Raw genomic sequence first — 15,981 nt, 5'->3', positions numbered from 1 at the left:
TCCCGGTAGACCGGGATGGGGGTGGATGTACGAACCGCCAGCCAGTCAACAAGAATTGTGCAAGCATTAGAGCCGGCTCATTGAATCGCAAGGCCGCTCACCCCAGATTCACGACTGGGCGTTCCCTGCCCCGTCCCGACTCCAGCGGGATGCACTGAGCCCCGCCGGCCCTCCCGGCGGGGTTTTTTGCACTACAATTAGCCTTGCAAACCGGGGCGGGCTGGCCGAAATACCCATTCGACCGCAGAAAGCTGACCGGAACCGCTGCATGAAACGTCTCGAACTTGCCATCGAATCGATCATTCTCGCCTCGCGCTGGCTGCTGGTCGTTTTCTACATCGGGCTGGCCCTGGCATTGGCCGTCTACGCACTATCCTTCGGCAAGAAGCTCTATGAGTTTATCACCCTCGCCTTTACGCTCGGCGACACCGACACCATCCTGAAAATGCTCGGCCTCATCGATGCGGCACTTGTCGCCTCGCTGGTGGTCATGGTCATTATCTCCGGCTACGAGAACTTCGTCAGCCGCTTCGACGAGAATGACGGCGAGGTCCATTGGCTCGGCACGATCGATGTCGGCTCGCTCAAGGTCAAGGTTGCCTCGACCATCGTCGCCATTTCCTCGATCCACCTGTTGCAGGTGTTCCTCAACTCTGCCTCGTACACGACCGACCAGCTGATGTGGCTGACCATCATCCACCTCGCCTTCGTCGTTTCGGCGTTCATGCTCGCCTATATCGACCGGCTGATGGGCCTGGCCAAAGGCAAGAAGACTGAGGCCGTTTCCCCGTGAACGGAGAAGGTGCGGCAGACAGACGGGAGCCAGCGCAGACGCGCGTGAAACCGGCTAGTAAATGCTTTTGACGTTCGTTAGCGCGTTCGCAAACACCTCGTCGGGCACGAAAAAGTCGCCGGCCAGCGATCCTGTCGCACTGGGCGAATAGATCGAAAAGTCCGTCACGCCCTCGGCGCGCAGCACCTCTTCGTCGATGTAGAAATTGCCAGTCGTCTCGCGCGATGGCCGCAGGAAGATGGCATGTGCGGCATCGGCCATGATATCGGGCAAACGGCTCATCGCCGCCACCGTCGCGCCGCCGAGCAGATTGCGCACCGCCGCCGTGTCGATGGTCGAGATCGGCCACAGCGAATTGACCGCGATGCCGTTCTTGGCAAACTCGGCGCTCATGCCCAGCGTGCACATCGACATGCCGAACTTGGCCATCGTGTAGGCGACGTGGTTCTTGAACCACTTGGCATTCATGTCGAGCGGCGGCGCCAGATTCAGAATGTGAGGATTGGTTGCCAACTTCAGGTGAGGAATGCACATTTTCGAGACCAGGAAAGTGCCGCGCGTGTTGATCTGGTGCATCAGATCGTAACGCTTCATGTCGGTTTCCAGCGTCCCGGTGAGCTGGATGGCGCTGGCATTGTTGACGCAGATGTCGATGCCGCCGAATTTTTCCACGGTTCTAGCGACTGCCTCGGCAACCTGCGCCTCCTCGCGGATGTCGCACAAAACCGGTAGCGCCTTGCCGCCGGCCTGCTCGATTTCTTCGGCAGCCGTGTAGATCGTGCCTGGCAGCTTCGGATGCGGCTCGGCGGTCTTGGCCGCGATCGTCACATTGGCGCCATCGCGCGCCGCCCTGAGCGCAATCGCCAGCCCAATGCCGCGCGACCCGCCGGAGATGAACAGCGTCTTTCCGTTCAGCGACATTTTTCCTCCAGTGGCTTTGGTTCTTTACGCGATCCTTGCCCGCGCAGGTGCGGGATACAAGGCCTGCGGCGGGAAGCGATGGGTGACGCTGCGGAGGCTGACATCGATCTGCGCCCGAAACCTGTAGGATTTGTCAGGCGCTTGGTATATATTCTATGCAAAAAGGTGGAATATAGATGGCGCTGTCCATCAAGAACATGGAAGTCGAGCAACTGGCGCGCGAACTCGCCCGCCGCCGGCGCGTGACCGTGACAGAGGCTATCCGTCAGAGCCTCGAGCGCGAGGTCGCGCGCGAGCGGCTGGTGCCACGCGACGAAGCCAGCGACCTGTTTCAGCGGTTGATGGCGATTGCGGACAGTGGTGGAAACGTCCCGGAACGTGAAAACGCACTGACCGACGACGAAATCCTTGGTTACGATGAGCTCGGAATCCCGACAAAATGATCATCGATTCCTCGGTTCTGGTCGCCATTCTGCGCCTTGAGCCGGGCTACGACCGTTTCGTGCTGGCGATCACTCAGGCCAAGAGACGGCTGCTGGCAGCGCCAACTTTGCTTGAAACGACGATGGTGCTCGCTGGCCGCCGGGAAGATGAAATCTTGGATCGCCTCGACCAGTTCCTGCGTACCGCCTCGATCGAAACCGTCCCATTCACCGCCGACCACGCTGCCGTCGCCCGCCAGACCTTCCTGCGCTATGGCAAGGGCCGGCATCCGGCGGCGCTGAATTTCGGCGACTGCATCGCCTACGCCACGGCACGGCTCGAAGCCATGCCGTTGTTGTTCAAGGGCGATGATTTCCGGCTGACCGATATCGAAGCGGCGGTTTGAGCAACATCAGACCAGCACCAGGCCCTGCCGCATGGCAATCGCGATCGCATCGGTGCGGTTCGCCGCGCCGAGCTTGATCAGGATCGCGGCGACGTGGAACTTTGCCGTGTGCACGGAGATGTTCAGCCGTCGCGCGATCACTTTGTTGGGCGCGCCCTCGGCAAGCAGCGCCAGCACTTCGGCCTCGCGCGGTGACAGTGCCGGTCGGGGGGCATGTTCATCGGAGAGGTCTTCCTCGAAAGGCTCGCCATCGCCAGCATGAAAATCCCCATGGCGCCCGCCACCGCCGTCGCCCGAGACGCGATAGCCAGCCGCCGCCAGCCGCACCGCCGCGGCGATCAGCAGATCGTCCGCGCCGGCAGGCATGACCGCCATCACCTCGCCGGCAGGCCGTTCGCCGCCGGCACGCCCCGACAGCAGCACCCGCAGCGTGGCGGCCGGAACGGCATCAGCGCCGCTGCCGTCGACGATGGCGACGTCGGCCGCACCGCTGCCGGCCGCGACCGGCAACAGATCGTCGCTCGCGGCAAGCGCAGCAGCCAAGCGCTCAGCGCGAACAACGTCGCCAAGCGCGATCAGCACCACCAGCCGCCGCGAGGCGGGGCCGTCGGACATGATCCGATCGTTGGCGAGCGTGTCCATCACCCCTCTCAGCTCAGCGGCTTCTCGCCGATGGTTACAGCCACATCGCGCTGTTCGCCGCCGCGCACCACGCCAAGCCTCACTGCGGCACCTGCGCTATCGGGCCCAAGCTTGCGGATCAGCTCGCGCGGCCCATGTACGGCCTCGCCGTTCCACGCCACGATGATGTCACCGAGAGCAAGACCGGCGGCCTTGGCCGGGCCATTGTCGTCGAGGCTCATCACCATGGCACCGCGCGCCGCGCCGTCACGGATCGGGTGAAGGCCGGCGCCGAGATAGCCGCGCGCGACATGGCCCTTTTCACGCAGCGTCTCCACCGCCCGCTCGATCGTCTCATAGGGTATGACCAGGGCCCGGCCGCGCGGGCCGAACAGCAGCATGCCAATCAGCGCGCCCTTGGCGTCGAGCACCGGCCCGCCCTCGAAACGGCTGCCGGCATTGACGGCAAGATTGATGCGCCGGTCGATGGTGCCGCCGCGCATCGAGCGCCAGGCCGGACCGACCTCACCGACCGAGCCCGACACGGCCAGAGCCGAGCCCTGGCTGCTGCCAATGGCAATCGCCAGATTGCCGGGCCGCACCGCATCCGCTTTGGCAAGCGGCGCGGCGCTAACAGCACCTGCCGGTTTCAAAAGTGCAACGCCGGTCGAGGGATCGCGGCCGACCAGTTCGGCCTTGACCGTCTCGCCCGAAGCCAATGTCAGTTCGATCTCTTCGCCGGCCTCGACGGCTTCCTCGGCGGTGACGAAATAGCCGTCACGCCAATGGAAGGCGCTGGCGGTGCGATGGTGATGGGTGGTGAAACTTGCCGTCACGGGTGCCGCCGCAGCCGCGACGTCGGCGATGGCCGCGGAAAAGGCGCTGAGATTGAAAGCGCTCATTTTGGTCTCCTGGGTTTCTTGCATGCCCCAGATATCGCTCGGCAGCCGGCTCGCAGATACTCGCCTGACGGCTAGTTCATGGTTTCACTGGCCATCTGGTCAGGTCGCGGCGCTTCCCGCCGCTTCGCACATATAGTGCGTGTCGCCCAAAAGTGCTCAGCGGTTTTGGGATAACGACGCGCACAGGAAAAAATCACGAACAAGCCTGAAAACACGGAGCCCGCCAATGGCCGTCGCCGCCGCCAAATTCCAACCGGACGACACAATGCTCGACGCCTATTCGACGACGGTGGCAGACGCGGTCGATCGCATCGGCCCCGCCGTCTGCCGCATCGAGCGCATCGGCGGCCAAGGCGGCCACGGCTCCGGCTTCGTCATCGCGCAGGACGGCTTGGTCGTCACCAACTTCCATGTCGTCGGCGACGCCAGGACGGTGCGCGTCTCCATGCCCGACGGCGCCTCCAGCGAAGGCCGCGTGCTTGGCCGCGACCCCGACACCGACATCGCGCTGGTGCGCGCTGACGGCAGCTTTGCCGATGTCGTGCCGCTGGGCGATTCCAAGCGGCTGCGGCGCGGCCAGATCGCTATCGCCATCGGCAATCCGCTCGGCTTCGAATGGACCGTCACCTCCGGCGTCGTCTCCGCGCTTGGCCGGTCGATGCGCGCCTCGACCGGGCGGCTGATCGATGATGTCATCCAGACCGATGCGGCGCTCAATCCTGGCAATTCCGGCGGGCCGCTGGTCTCGTCGGCCGGCGAGGTCATCGGCGTCAACACCGCCATGATCCATGGCGCGCAAGGCATCGCCTTCGCGGTTGCCTCCAACACCGCGAACTTCGTCATTTCGGAGATCATCCGCTTCGGCCGGGTGCGGCGCGCCTTCATCGGCATCTCCGCCGACACCACCAATTTGCCGCGCCGCGCAGCGCTTCTGTCACAGGTGTCGACCAACACCGCGGTACGGCTGCGCAGCGTCGAGAAGAACGGCCCGGCGGCAAAGGCCGGCCTGAAGGAGGGCGACATCATCGCCGCAATAGACGGCCGCCCCGTCACCGGCGTCGACGACCTCGTGCGCATGCTCGATGCCGAGCGCATCGGCCGCGAGACGCTGTGCACTGTGGTGCGCCGCACCGGCGTCAGCCAGGTCACGGTGACGCCGGTGGCAAGGGCGAGTTGAACCCTATCGCTGCTTGAGCACACGCCCGAGCAGCGACACCAGCAACGCTGCGAGGTCGCCGTCCGGGTCGAGGTCGGGATCGTAGATGGTCATGTCCATGCCGATGCAGCGCTGGTCCCCTGCCAGCGCCGACAGGATCGCAACCAGATCGTTGGGATCGATGCCGGGACTGCCTGGCGAATCCACCGCCGCCATGATTGTCTGGTCGAGCACGTCGACATCGAGATGCAACCAGTAGGGACAATCGGCGCGCGTCAGCGTGGCTCGGGTCTTTTCCAACACTCCAGCCGCGCCGAGTTCCTGCGCGGCAAAGACATCGATACGCGTGATGGCGGTCGCATTGATGTCGGGCCAGGCGAAATCGGCATCGCGGCCCTCGCGTTCACCGATCTGCACCACCGTCTCGTCGGCAACAAGCGGACCGGCAATGCCGGGCCACTCCGTCAACAAAGGCTCGCCACGTCCGGTGGCAAGCGCCAGGTCCATGCCGGCGGCCGAGCCGAGCGCGGCATCGACGTCGTAATTGCCGGGATGGCGGAAATCGCTGTGGCCATCGATATGGACCAGCGCGACCGCGCCGGACCGTCGCGCGGCCGCCAGCGCGCCAAGCAGGATCGAACAATCGCCGCCGATGACCAGCGGGAATTCGCTTTTCCCGAGCGCACTTACGACGATCTCGGCAAGGTCGAGATTGAAGCGGCGGATCGCCGGACCATTGCGTAGGCGGGTGCCCGGTTGCGGCTCGGTGCTGTAAGCGGGCCTTTCGAGATCGACCACCCGCGCCGGGACCAGCACCTCGATCAGACCGGCCTCGCTCAGCGCCTGCGGCGCGCGCCAGGTGCCGGGCACATGGCCGGCGTGCAGCGGCCGAAGGCCGAGATTGGATGGCGCACGAACAAGGCAGATGTCACGCATGCAACAGGACCAGCTTCAGCATCATCCAGCATAGACTGCATCGCGTGACCCCGGCCACAGAGGCCGGAGCCGCTGCCGACACTTGCTGCCATCGCTTAGGTGCCCGCCGCGCCCTCCGCGAACTGCGCCAGAAACTCCTCGCTGGGTGGAATCGGCTTGATGACGTCGATCAGCACGCCATTGGGGTCTCGGGTGATGAAATGGCGCTGGCCGAAGGGTTCGTCGCGCAGCGAGCGCAGGATCGGCAGGCCGGCCGCAACGATCCGCTCATAAACCGCGTCCGGATCCCTGACCTCGAAATTGATCAGCAGCCCCGACGTGCGGCCGCGCCCCTCTTCCGGGATCGTTTCGTGGTCGCCGTGGACGATGCCGAGATTGACCCGGCGATCCTCGGCCGACTGCAGATGTACATACCAGTCGCTCGCAAACAGCGGTTTGAAGCGGAAGTGGTTGATATAGAAGGCTTTCGTGCCGGCTACGTCGCCCGTCATCAACACCGGATAATAGCTCGTCGTCTTCATCTTTCTTTCTCCCTTCAGCTAACATACAGTCTGCATGTAAGTTGAAATAACATACAGGCTGCATGTATGCAACGAGAAACCGCGCGCCGCTCCAATCGCGATCGCACCGAGGCAACGCGTGCCGACCTGATCGCCGCCGCGCGCAAACTGTTCATTGAAAAATCCTATGCCGAGACCGGCACGCCGGAGATCGTAGCGGCCGCCGGCGTCACCCGCGGCGCGCTCTACCACCATTTCGCCGACAAGCAGGCGCTGTTTGCCGCCGTGGTCGAGCAGGAGGCAGAAGCTGTCGCCGCTGAGATCGATCGCGCCTCGCCGCCATCGCTGTTTGCCCGCGACGCGCTGATCGCCGGATCGGACGCCTATCTCGCCGCCATGCGCGCGCCCGGCCGCACCCGACTGCTGTTGCTCGACGGACCTGCCGTGCTCGGCCGCGCCGCCATGGACGCGATCGACAACCGCCACGGCAACCGTTCGCTGCGCGAAGGCCTGGTTGCAGCGATGCGCGAGCAGTCGTTGATCAGGCTGCCGGTCGACGCGCTGACCGCTTTGCTCGCCGCCGCTTTCGATCGCGCGGCACTTGCCGTCGAGGCCGGCGCCTCAGCCGAAGACTATCGTGCCGTGCTCATGGCGCTGATCGATGGGCTGTCCCCGGCTCTTCCTCAGGCAGGTGGTCCGGCTCGAACTCGTTGAAACAGCCGAGCTGGCGTTTGAACTGGTCGATCAACCAGGCCGCCGCCGGCTTCGGGCTGCGGTCGACGCGATGCATGGCATAGAGCGATGAGCGCACCTCGCTGTAGGGTTCGAGGTCGAGTTCCACCAGCCTGCCGCTGGCCAAATCGTCGGCGATCAGCCAGCGCGGCAACCCGCCCCAGCCCAGCCCCTCGCGCATCAACGTGTGTTTCGTACGCACGTCCGTCAGCCGCCAGGTTCGGTAGGCGAAGACACCGAAGTCGCGTCCCTTGGTGCGTTCGGACTGGTCGGTGACAACGAGTTGGGTGTGTTCGCGCGCATCTTCGAGCGCCACCGGCTTCGGCAGCCGGGCCAGCGGATGGCTGGGCGCGGCAGCCAGCACGATCGACATGAAGCCGATGCGCACGAGATGCACGTCGACCTCGCCCAGCAGGCCACCAATGCCAAGATCGGACTGTCCGCTGACGACATGATCGGGGATCAGGCCGAGCGAACCGATATGCAGGCGCAGCATCACGGTTGGAAACTGCGCCTCGAATGCCTTCAGCACCCGCACCAGCACCGGCGAAGGCAGCGTCGCGTCGACCGACAGGGCGACTTCCGCCTCCAATCCCTGATGGTGGCCGTCGACGCGCGAGCGGATGCTCTGCAGCACGCCGACCATGCGCCGCGCATCCTCCAGCATTGCCCGGCCGATCTCGGTCAGTTGCGGCTCGCGCGTGCCCTCGCGCTCGAACAGTTTCAGCCCAAGCTGCGCCTCGAGATTGGCGATACCATAGCTGATGACAGACTGCGCCCGGTTCAGCTTGCGCCCGGCGGCGGAGAAACTGCCGGTGTCGGCCACCGCCACCAGGATTTGCAATTGGTCGAGCGTCGGATTGGGTTGGATGGCATATCTACTTTATGGATGGATCATATAGAAAATATACCAGTTTTTTGAATGGATCGATAGGCCCATATCAAGCGGGACAATTCAATTCCCACTGGAGAGAACCGCCATGTCCATCCTTCTTGTCACTTCGAGCCCGCGTGGCTCGGCCTCGCACTCGACCCGCATCGCCACCGAATTCGCTGAAAAGCTCCTCGCCGCCGATCCGTCGAACACGCTTGTCGTGCGCGACCTCGTCGCCAACCCGCTGCCGCACATCGACCCCGATTATGCGACCGGCATCTACACCCCGGCTGAAGCCCGCACTGCGCACCAGGCCGAAGTCGTGGGCGTTTCCGATGTCGTCCTCGACGAGCTATTCGCCGCCGACACCGTGATTCTTGCTACCGGCTTCATCAACTTCAACATCTCCTCGACGCTGAAGTCGTGGGTGGACCACATCACCCGTTCCGGCAGGAGCTTCTCTTACGGCGAGGGCGGCCCCAAGGGCCTCGTCACCGGCAAGGAGGTCTACATCGTGCTCGCTTCCGGCGGTATCTATTCCGAAGGCGCGGCCGTCCAGATGGACCACGCTGTCCCCTATCTGCGCTCGGTGCTCGGCTTCCTCGGCATGACCGATGTCGAAGTCATCCGTATCGAAGGCGTCGGCATGGGCGCCGATGCCGTTACCGCAGCGCTCGCCAAGGCGACAGCCAAGGTCGACGCCGTGGTGGCCGCGGGTGCTGCCGAGCGTGTTGTGGCGGCGGCGTAAAACGCAAGCCCGTCACTCACTCGAATTGAAAAGGCAGGCGCCCATCGCCTGCCTTTTCTGTTGTCAACGCACCAGGCGCTAACAAGGGTGTGTTGAGATTCAGGTCAGGCCGAGCTGAGAGTGGCTGTACCGAGAACCGGAGTGGAGCGTACTTTTCGTACGTGTGCATCGGAAGCGCAGGAAGCCGGCATTCGCAGGCCGGCATCACCTGAATATCGACATACCTAGCCGAAAATCTTCTCGCCCTGCTCGTCGACGAGCTGGATGCCCTTCTTGATCGAGATGTCGACAGCGTCGTCGAGACCGGCGAAACGGTCGGCGCGGATGAAGCGGTGTTCCTTCATGACGCCGCCGACTTCCTTCGAAACCACGCCGCAGGTCTGGTACTGGCCATCAGCCTTATAAGGCGTGGCGCTGATCAGGAATCCCTTGTGCTCGATCTGTTTTGCCGGAGCGGCGCTCTTTGGCTCGCCTGCCTCACCGCCGCCTCCGCCGCCGAAAAGACGTTTCAGAAAAGACATGGGGGACCCTCCAACGGCAATCATCCCGCATCACATGGTGTGATGCGAGATGATTTTCACTAGCGGTCCTTGGCTCGGTGGGCAAGGGCCGCGGCCCTGCCGCTAATGCATGTCGCCCAAAAGTGCCCAGCGGTTTTGGGATGACGACATGCACAGAAAACCAGATCAGCCGCGCGATAGCGCCTCAAGAGCTTCGGCGGCCCCTTCCAGTATGGCGATCGCTTCGGCCTGCTTTTCGGCCGGTGCGTCGACGATCTCGCCAAGGGCAGCACGCAGCCGGTGGCGCACGGCGCGGAACTCGTCGCGGGCTTCCGAACGGCCGCCGCGGCCGCGTCGTCCGCCATCCTCGCTCTCGTCGTTCCAGCCGAACCACTCGCGCGCCTTGGCCATCTTGCGGCCGAAGCGCTCGAGATGCTCGAGCACGCCGTCGATCATTTCGCGGTTTTCGTTGAGGTGCGCCTGGCCGGCCTCGGTGATCGAAAACACCTTCTTGTTGCCGTCGGCCGCAGAGGCGGCATAGCCTGCCTCTTCGAGGAAGGTCAGCGTCGGATAAACGACGCCCGGGCTTGGGCTGTAGATGCCGCTGGTGCGCTCCTCCAGCGCCTTGATGATGTCGTAGCCGTGGCGCGGCGCCTCGGCCAGCAGCGACAGCGTGATCAGCTTGAGATCGCCGTCGGCCAGCATGCGTCCGGCGCGAAACATGTCGCCCGGGCCGCCGCGTCCGCCGCCACGTCCGCCGTGACCGAATGGGCCGAAGCCGCCGCCGCGCCCGCCGAACTTGCCGGCCATATGCAGGAAGGCGCGCTCGGCGCGCTCGCCAAAGGGATGATGTCTGTGCATTGATTGCTCCTTGAGTTCTATCTTACGATATATCTTAACTAGGCGCACACACTCGACGAGTCAAGATATATCTTACGATGTATCTAAGAGCGACGCCAGAGCGGTTGATTTCGCCGACGCTGACAGCTAGAAGGCGCGTGAGGGCTTTGCGCCTCTCCGTAGCGTCTGACGTCAAGCAACGCATCCAACCCCGGTCCTTCCGGGCAATTCCGCCGGAATCCCGGCAGGAGTGGATGCCATGCGACGGACCGGATACTTCAGGGAAAATCCCAATGACCACGACCCGTAAGCGCGGCAAGCTGCCGGCGCGCTATGCTGCCATCGTCAGCCCGCTGGTGCTGTCGCTGCTGATGACCTTCATCGTCTCGTTCATCTCGACGCTGAAAAGCCTTGGGCCTCAGCCCAACCTGCCCTCTGTCTGGCTCACCGCCTGGGGCTTGTCCCGGCTGGTGGCGTTTCCGACGCTGCTGCTTGTGTTGCCGGCCGTGCGACGCATCGTCGGCTGGCTATGCGAGCTGCCGGCCCGATAAGGCTCACGACGGCAGGCCCGAAGACACTTTCGGGCTTGCCCCCTTACCAACGTCCGTTGCGTCGATTCCAGGCATAGAGAAGGTCAGCAAAGCGATCATAGGCGAACCGGGTCAGCGGCAGCGCGACCGGATTGCCGAAGAGCGTCGCCAGCCACCCCTCGCCAGGCGTCGCCCTCCAGACTGCGACAGCGACATCGGCGCCGACCAGCAGCTTGCCCTGATCATCCGTGGCATGCAGCCGGCGGCGGATGTCCTCTAGCGAGGCGCCGTGGCCGGCGAGCGCCGCCGGTTCGAGATTGATGTCCCGAAACGCGATCCGGCCAGCCTTGATCGCTTCGATCAGCCGCCGTTTCTGCCTGGTGATGCCGCCATCGCAGACGGGGCAGCGTGTGTTGTACCAGACGGTAAGCGCAGGCTTGGGCATGGCTTTCAGACCGCGACCTGAGGGACGGAACCGACTATCCCTGCAATGCTATCGGCCTGCAACATGGCGAAGCGCCGCGCTTGATCAGAACTCGTAGCCGAAGCGCTCGAAGTCTCTGACATAGAGCCGCCGCACGATCGCTTTCGCCTCCTCATCGTAGAGGGCGCGATAGTCGACCGGCGCCCCGACATTCGATCGCGGAAGCTCGCCGGGAAGGCCGAGCCGCTCGGCCAGGACATTGAACTGCTCGGCCAGCGTTTCGAAGCGCAGCACCTCGTCGATAATCAGCTTTCCATCCCTGTCCGAAATCCAGCTCGTCTGATCCACCCGCGCCAGCCGGTTCTTGCGTTCGAGGTAGCGCAGGAACGCCTTGAAGTCCCAGCGCTGCGCCTGGCGATGCCGGCGCCGCGAGGTTTTCCGGCGCAAATGCTGGTAATTGGAAACGACCAGCGCGAAAGGGTTGCGCACCACGGCGAATTTGTAGGCGCCGTCATAGAGCCGGGGCGGCAGTTTGCGCCGCAGCCAGGCGGCTCTGTCATGCCGCTTGAAATTGACCTTCTCCGGCGCCTCTGGCACCGGCAGCCTCGACAACAGACGCTGCCAGCGCGTCGGCTTCGGCTTCAAACACCATGGCCGCAGCGAACGGGTGATCGAGGTCCCGGCCGTCTTCGGGATATGGATGAAAATGAAGTTCTTCTCGAGCGAGAGGAGCATTTCTCCTCAATATCGGCGGCTCGGGCGCCGTCAAGCGGCACCCGCACCGACCGCCAGGAAATGCATCCGGCCGCGTTGTCTCAAGCAGCCGCGCCTATCCAAGCGAGGTGATGATCTCGCGATAGGCAAATTCGGGGAAAGCCTTGAGCGTTCGCGTCTTGACGCTACCACCCGCCCCGAGCATCAGTGCAAAACGCGCCAGCACCGCATCGTCGGGCGCCTCGACCACGGCCACCATGTCGCATTCGCCCATGGTGAGATAAAACGCCTTGAACGATCCGCCCATGTCGGCCAGCTGCTTCTTGGCGGCATCGAGCCGTTTCGGCGACTCGCGCACATTCCTGGAGCCCTGTTCGGTCCAGTTCATCAGCAGGATGTAGGTCGTCATCGCACACCTCCCTCCGGCGCCACGGAGCACGGCTCAGGTCGTGGACCTGCGCCGGGGCGAACATCCGGTTTGTCACCCAGAACACGCATCCGACGGGGAAGTATCCGCCCGCAGCGAGCTTCGTGCAAGGACTGCCGCGCCAGCCCCATTGATGCGTGAAGGCGATTCTCCAAGCGCCAGGGCGGCGGCATGGCGACGACCGCAAAACTGTCGGCGCCGACCAGGGAAAGCCGGTTTAATAATCCGCCTGACTACGGCAATCTCACGTTCGTGGCCATCGACCTGGCGGAAATCCCCGCCGATCCAGCCATTGGAGAGTTTCATGCGCGAGAGCATCGACCTGCCGCCCGGACAGATCGAGATTCCTGCCGCATGGACTGGCGAGGAAATGGCGAAGCATGCTGAAAATTGGCTGGTCGAATTGGACAAGCAGGATGTCGCGGAACTGGAATTGGCGGCAACCGGCTTTCTCGCCCGTTCGCAAGATATCGGCAACCTGAGCAAGGCCGACTTCCCCTTGCCCCGGCTTGCCGGCCATCTCACCGCCCTCCGCGAAAAACTGATCGCAGGCATTGGGTTCGAGGTGCTTCGCGGCCTTCCGGTCGAGACATATTCCGCGCAAATGTCGGCAACGATCTTCTGCGGGATTGGCGCGCATCTTGGAGGCGCACGGTCGCAGAATGCTCAGGGCCACATTCTCGGCCATGTCCGCGACACAGGCGCTGACGCCAGGGACGCTACGACGCGCATCTACCAGACGGCGGAGCGCCAGACATTTCACACCGACTCCGCCGACGTCGTCGGTCTGCTCTGCCTGAAAGATGCCATGCAAGGTGGCGAGTCCCTGCTGGTAAGCACGGTGACGATCTACAACGAGATGCGCAAACGACGGCCCGATCTGGTCCGCCTGCTGTTTGATCCGATTGCCACCGACCGGCGCGGCGAGGTACCGGAAGGCGAAAAGCCCTACTTCGAAATCCCGGTCCTCAACTGGCATGCGGGATTGTTGACCGGCATTTATCAACGCCAGTATATCGACAGCGCCCAGCGCTTCCCCGCTGCCATGCGGCTAAGCCCCGCGCATGTCGAAGCGCTGGACCTCTTCGACAGCCTTGCCAATGACCCTAAACTGAACCTGTCGATGCGGCTGCGGCCCGGCGACATGCAGTTTGTCTACAACCATTCACTGCTTCACGACCGCATGGGTTTTAGGGATTGGCCAGACTCCGACAAGCGGCGCCATATGCTGCGCCTGTGGCTGTCGATTCCCGGCGACCGCCCGCTGCCCGAGTGCTTCAGGCAGCGTTATGGCTCAATAGAAGTTGGCGACCGAGGCGGCATCATCGTCAAGGGGACACGGCTGAACGTGCCGTTGTGAGCAATTCGATGAACCACTTGAAACGAAAAGGGCGCCTCGATGGGCGCCCTTAATTTCTTTGCAATCGGCGAGTGTCAGCTGTCGAGGAAGCTCCTGAGCTTGCGCGACCTGCTCGGGTGCTTGAGCTTGCGCAGCGCCTTGGCTTCGATCTGGCGGATACGCTCGCGGGTGACCGAGAACTGCTGGCCGACTTCTTCCAGCGTGTGGTCGGTGTTCATGCCGATGCCGAAGCGCATGCGCAGCACGCGCTCTTCGCGCGGCGTCAGCGAGGCGAGCACGCGCGTGGTGGTCTCGCGCAGATTGGCCTGGATCGCCGCATCGATCGGCAGGATCGCCATCTTGTCCTCGATGAAATCGCCGAGATGCGAATCCTCCTCGTCGCCCACAGGGGTTTCAAGCGAGATCGGCTCCTTGGCGATCTTCAGCACCTTGCGGACTTTTTCGAGCGGCATTGCGAGCTTTTCGGCCAGTTCCTCAGGCGTCGGCTCGCGGCCGATCTCGTGCAGCATCTGGCGCGAGGTCCGCACGATCTTGTTGATCGTTTCGATCATGTGCACCGGAATGCGGATGGTGCGCGCCTGGTCGGCGATCGAACGCGTGATCGCCTGCCGGATCCACCATGTCGCGTAGGTCGAGAACTTGTAACCGCGGCGGTATTCGAATTTGTCGACCGCCTTCATCAGGCCGATATTGCCTTCCTGGATCAGGTCGAGGAACTGCAGGCCGCGATTGGTGTACTTCTTGGCGATCGAGATGACGAGACGCAGATTGGCCTCGACCATTTCCTTCTTGGCGATCGCGGCTTCGCGCTCGCCCTTCTGCACCTGATTGACGATCTTGCGGAATTCCAGGATCGAGATCGCCGTTTCGGTGGCGAGGTTCTGGATCTCCGAACGCAGCTCCTTGATCGCGTCCTTCTCGTTCTTGGTGAATTCCTTCCAGCCGCGCGAGGTCAGATTGCCGATCGAGCGGGTCCAGTTCGGATCGAGCTCGGAACCCTGATATTCCTTGAGGAACTCCTCGCGGCGCACACCATAGCTTTCGGCCAAGCGCAGCAGCTTGCCTTCGTTCTGCACCAGCCGCTTGTTGATGTCGTAGAGCTGCTCGACCAGCGCCTCGATGCGCGCGGTGTTGAGCGACAGCGACTTCACCGCCTTGATCAGCTGGTCCTTCAGTTCCTTCAGGCGGCGGTCCTGGCTGGGCGACAGCGTGCCGGCCGCGGCCAGCCGGTTCTCGACCTGCTGGTCCTGCAGCTTGCGCAGCTTCTTGTAGGTGTCGGCGATGACGTCGAGCGTCTCCATTACCTGCGGGCGCAGTTCCGCTTCCATCGCCGCCAGCGACAGGCTGGCCTCGTCCTCGTCTTCCTCGTCGTCATCCGTTAGCCCGCGCGTGTCAGCGCCGACATTGGTGATGTCGTCTTCCTCGTCGCGTCCACGCCGCGGCTTTTCCTCGGGCTTCGGGGTTTCCTCGATGCGCTCGACCACCGGCGCCTGCTTGGCTTCGGGGCCGGCATAGGTGGCTTCGAGGTCGATGATCTCGCGCAGCAGGATCTTGGATTCGTTGAGCTCGTCGCGCCAGATGATGATGGCCTGGAAGGTCAGCGGGCTTTCGCACAGGCCCGCAATCATCGTCTCGCGGCCGGCCTCGATGCGCTTGGCGATCGCGATTTCGCCCTCGCGCGACAGGAGCTCGACCGAGCCCATTTCGCGCAGATACATGCGCACCGGATCATCGGTGCGGTCGGTCGGCTCTTTCTTGGTGGTCGTGGCGGCGACGGCGGTGCCGGTCTGCTCGGCCAGTTCGTTGGCGTCTTCCTCGGCGTCGGCATTGCTGTCGGCGGCCTCGGGCTCCTCGCCCTGGTCGTCGTCCTCGACCACGTTGATGCCCATGTCGGACAGCATCGCATTGATGTCTTCGATGCGATCCGGATCGGTCTCTTCCGAAGGCAACACCGCATTCAGCTCGTCAAGGGTCACATAGCCGCGCTTCTTGGCGGCCTTGATCATCTTCTTGACAGCATCATCGGAAAGGTCGAGCAGCGGGCCATCGGTGGCGCCTTCACGTTCGGTCTCGACCTCTTCCTTTTCCTTTGTCGCCATAGTCTTTATCTTCTCCTAGCGGCCGAACATCGAAGCCGCGTAAGCTGCCGCACCGGTCAAATTATGCGCTCGTGA

The 15,981-nt window shown here is 63.4% G+C and carries 20 protein-coding genes; 8 read left to right on the top strand and 12 right to left on the bottom strand.

The window, feature by feature from the left end:
• Window positions 1-268 precede the first annotated feature (268 nt).
• A complete protein-coding gene (locus JQK88_RS01450) occupies window positions 269-793 on the top strand; it encodes a TIGR00645 family protein (protein ID WP_192259993.1) in 525 nt (174 codons plus the stop codon).
• Between the two features lie 54 nt (window positions 794-847).
• On the opposite strand, the gene JQK88_RS01445 is transcribed toward JQK88_RS01450, so the two are convergent.
• Window positions 848-1,714: an SDR family oxidoreductase gene (locus JQK88_RS01445; RefSeq protein WP_203277272.1), complete on the bottom strand. Its 867-nt coding sequence runs from the start codon at window positions 1,712-1,714 to the stop codon at window positions 848-850.
• Between the two features lie 176 nt (window positions 1,715-1,890).
• Here JQK88_RS01445 and JQK88_RS01440 point away from each other — a divergent pair, with 176 nt between their 5' ends.
• Window positions 1,891-2,157 (top strand): type II toxin-antitoxin system VapB family antitoxin, encoded by a 267-nt coding sequence (locus JQK88_RS01440; protein ID WP_192259997.1) that lies wholly within the window; start codon window positions 1,891-1,893, stop codon window positions 2,155-2,157.
• The gene (locus JQK88_RS01435) at window positions 2,154-2,543 is read left to right on the top strand and encodes a type II toxin-antitoxin system VapC family toxin (RefSeq protein ID WP_203277271.1); all 390 of its coding nucleotides are present in this window, start codon (window positions 2,154-2,156) and stop codon (window positions 2,541-2,543) included. Before JQK88_RS01440 ends, JQK88_RS01435 begins: the two co-directional genes overlap by 4 nt.
• Before the next feature lie 6 nt (window positions 2,544-2,549).
• Here JQK88_RS01435 and JQK88_RS01430 read toward each other — a convergent pair whose 3' ends face one another.
• Window positions 2,550-3,185 carry a helix-turn-helix transcriptional regulator gene (locus JQK88_RS01430; RefSeq protein WP_203277270.1) on the bottom strand — a complete coding sequence of 212 codons (636 nt, stop codon included), beginning with the start codon at window positions 3,183-3,185 and terminating at the stop codon, window positions 2,550-2,552.
• 8 nt (window positions 3,186-3,193) lie between these two features.
• On the bottom strand, window positions 3,194-4,066 hold the full coding sequence (locus JQK88_RS01425; protein WP_203277269.1) for a S1C family serine protease: 873 nt from the start codon (window positions 4,064-4,066) through the stop codon (window positions 3,194-3,196).
• Between the two features lie 226 nt (window positions 4,067-4,292).
• On the opposite strand from JQK88_RS01425, the gene JQK88_RS01420 reads away from it, so the two are divergent.
• Window positions 4,293-5,243: a S1C family serine protease gene (locus tag JQK88_RS01420; protein ID WP_203277268.1), complete on the top strand. Its 951-nt coding sequence runs from the start codon at window positions 4,293-4,295 to the stop codon at window positions 5,241-5,243.
• A gap of 3 nt (window positions 5,244-5,246) precedes the next feature.
• Here JQK88_RS01420 and JQK88_RS01415 read toward each other — a convergent pair whose 3' ends face one another.
• A complete protein-coding gene (locus tag JQK88_RS01415) occupies window positions 5,247-6,158 on the bottom strand; it encodes an arginase family protein (protein ID WP_203277267.1) in 912 nt (303 codons plus the stop codon).
• Window positions 6,159-6,253: 95 nt separating this feature from the next.
• Window positions 6,254-6,679 carry a VOC family protein gene (locus JQK88_RS01410; RefSeq protein ID WP_203277266.1) on the bottom strand — a complete coding sequence of 142 codons (426 nt, stop codon included), beginning with the start codon at window positions 6,677-6,679 and terminating at the stop codon, window positions 6,254-6,256.
• A 66-nt stretch (window positions 6,680-6,745) separates the two neighbouring features.
• On the opposite strand from JQK88_RS01410, the gene JQK88_RS01405 reads away from it, so the two are divergent.
• Entirely contained in the window at window positions 6,746-7,372 is a 627-nt protein-coding gene (locus JQK88_RS01405) for a TetR/AcrR family transcriptional regulator (RefSeq protein ID WP_203277265.1), read from the top strand.
• On the opposite strand, the gene JQK88_RS01400 is transcribed toward JQK88_RS01405, so the two are convergent.
• Window positions 7,305-8,261, bottom strand: a complete 957-nt coding sequence (locus JQK88_RS01400) for a LysR family transcriptional regulator (RefSeq protein WP_192260009.1) — start codon at window positions 8,259-8,261, stop codon at window positions 7,305-7,307. The genes JQK88_RS01405 and JQK88_RS01400 overlap by 68 nt on opposite strands.
• Window positions 8,262-8,370: 109 nt before the next feature.
• Here JQK88_RS01400 and JQK88_RS01395 point away from each other — a divergent pair, with 109 nt between their 5' ends.
• Window positions 8,371-9,012: an FMN-dependent NADH-azoreductase gene (locus tag JQK88_RS01395; RefSeq protein WP_203277264.1), complete on the top strand. Its 642-nt coding sequence runs from the start codon at window positions 8,371-8,373 to the stop codon at window positions 9,010-9,012.
• A 224-nt stretch (window positions 9,013-9,236) separates the two neighbouring features.
• Here the strand turns inward: JQK88_RS01395 and JQK88_RS01390 are convergent, their stop codons facing one another.
• Together JQK88_RS01390 and JQK88_RS01385 are read right to left on the bottom strand one after the other, a co-directional pair.
• Window positions 9,237-9,533 (bottom strand): HlyU family transcriptional regulator, encoded by a 297-nt coding sequence (locus JQK88_RS01390; protein ID WP_192260013.1) that lies wholly within the window; start codon window positions 9,531-9,533, stop codon window positions 9,237-9,239.
• A gap of 165 nt (window positions 9,534-9,698) precedes the next feature.
• A complete protein-coding gene (locus tag JQK88_RS01385; RefSeq protein WP_192260015.1) occupies window positions 9,699-10,373 on the bottom strand; it encodes a PadR family transcriptional regulator in 675 nt (224 codons plus the stop codon).
• Window positions 10,374-10,645: 272 nt separating this feature from the next.
• On the opposite strand from JQK88_RS01385, the gene JQK88_RS01380 reads away from it, so the two are divergent.
• A complete protein-coding gene (locus JQK88_RS01380) occupies window positions 10,646-10,903 on the top strand; it encodes a DUF2798 domain-containing protein (protein WP_203277263.1) in 258 nt (85 codons plus the stop codon).
• 43 nt (window positions 10,904-10,946) lie between these two features.
• On the opposite strand, the gene JQK88_RS01375 is transcribed toward JQK88_RS01380, so the two are convergent.
• From JQK88_RS01375 to JQK88_RS01365, 3 genes are all read right to left on the bottom strand, one after another.
• Window positions 10,947-11,327, bottom strand: a complete 381-nt coding sequence (locus tag JQK88_RS01375) for a thiol-disulfide oxidoreductase DCC family protein (RefSeq protein ID WP_192260017.1) — start codon at window positions 11,325-11,327, stop codon at window positions 10,947-10,949.
• An 84-nt stretch (window positions 11,328-11,411) separates the two neighbouring features.
• Entirely contained in the window at window positions 11,412-12,041 is a 630-nt protein-coding gene (locus tag JQK88_RS01370; protein ID WP_203277262.1) for a sulfotransferase family 2 domain-containing protein, read from the bottom strand.
• Window positions 12,042-12,135: 94 nt separating this feature from the next.
• Window positions 12,136-12,429, bottom strand: a complete 294-nt coding sequence (locus JQK88_RS01365) for a GYD domain-containing protein (protein ID WP_142866931.1) — start codon at window positions 12,427-12,429, stop codon at window positions 12,136-12,138.
• A 40-nt stretch (window positions 12,430-12,469) separates the two neighbouring features.
• Between JQK88_RS01365 and JQK88_RS01360 the strand changes: the two genes are divergently transcribed.
• A complete protein-coding gene (locus JQK88_RS01360; protein WP_312037218.1) occupies window positions 12,470-13,807 on the top strand; it encodes a TauD/TfdA family dioxygenase in 1,338 nt (445 codons plus the stop codon).
• A 74-nt stretch (window positions 13,808-13,881) separates the two neighbouring features.
• Here the strand turns inward: JQK88_RS01360 and rpoD are convergent, their stop codons facing one another.
• The gene (gene rpoD, locus JQK88_RS01355) at window positions 13,882-15,906 is read right to left on the bottom strand and encodes an RNA polymerase sigma factor RpoD (protein WP_203277261.1); all 2,025 of its coding nucleotides are present in this window, start codon (window positions 15,904-15,906) and stop codon (window positions 13,882-13,884) included.
• Window positions 15,907-15,981 lie beyond the last annotated feature (75 nt).

This window comes from Mesorhizobium caraganae (assembly GCF_016836705.1).
In the GTDB taxonomy this organism is placed as follows: Bacteria; Pseudomonadota; Alphaproteobacteria; order Rhizobiales; family Rhizobiaceae; genus Mesorhizobium; species Mesorhizobium caraganae.
Note: the sequence above shows the minus strand (reverse complement) of the source record. Positions and strands in the feature narration are given on the sequence as shown.